We start from the raw sequence: 869 nt of genomic DNA, 5'->3' as shown, positions 1-869 counted from the left end.
CTGCGGGCCCGCCAGCGCCGCCGGGAGGAGGAGGCCCGCGAGCAGGAGGCGGCGCGCCGCGCCGTCGAGGACGCCGCCGCCGCCGAGGCCGCCGCCGCCGAGGAGGCGGCCGCGCTCGCGCGGAAAGAGGCCGAGGCGGCGGCGGCCGCCGCCGCGGTCCCGCCCGTGCCCCTCTGGCGCCAGCCCTACGTCCTGCCCCCGGGCGTCCGCTTCACGCGCACGCCGGACCACCTCCTGCGCCATCCCCACGACGAGCCGGCCGAGGCCGACCCCGCCCCGGCGCCGGCCGCGACGGACCCGGCCGAACCGGACGCGGGCGAGACGGATCCCGCTGAGGCGGCCTCCGCCCGGGCCGCCCTGCTCGCCGGAGCGGCCGCCCTCTCGGAAGCGTCGCCTCTCCCGGACCCCGCTCGCGGCGAGGAACCGGGCGGTGCCGCGCCCGCCCCGGCGCAAACGCAGGGGTCGGCGCCCTCCGTCGTGGCGGCGGGCGATCCGGCGCCGGAGGCCCCGGCGGCGCGCATCGTGCCCGCGGAGCCCGCGCCGGCGAGCGGACGGGAGACGGCTGCGGCGCGCGAGGCCGTCGCCGGCCCCATCGCGGTCCCGGTGGACGTCACGCACCTGCGCGCCCTGCCGCCGCGGCCGGTCTACGCCCTCGACCGCCTGCTCCAGCACGACTGGAACCAGCCCCTGCCGGTCGTCGCCGGGCAGGACAACCAGCCGCTGCCCGAGCCGCGGCCCGCGGAGGCTCCTGCGCCCGCGCTCGAGGCGTCCCCGGCGGAGCCACCCGCGACCGCCGTCCCGGCAGTCGCCGCGGCCGCCGTCCCGGCAGTCGCCGCGGCGGCCGAGGGTTGCGCGACCCCGGCCGAGGC

General features: G+C 82.9%; 1 pseudogene. It reads left to right on the top strand.

From position 1 onward, the window contains the following. A pseudogene (locus tag DT057_RS35875) lies at positions 1-869 on the top strand (DNA translocase FtsK); the annotation flags it as partial.

This window comes from Methylobacterium crusticola (assembly GCF_003574465.1).
GTDB lineage: Bacteria > Pseudomonadota > Alphaproteobacteria > Rhizobiales > Beijerinckiaceae > Methylobacterium > Methylobacterium crusticola.
This window is presented reverse-complemented; position numbering and strand designations above follow the sequence as displayed.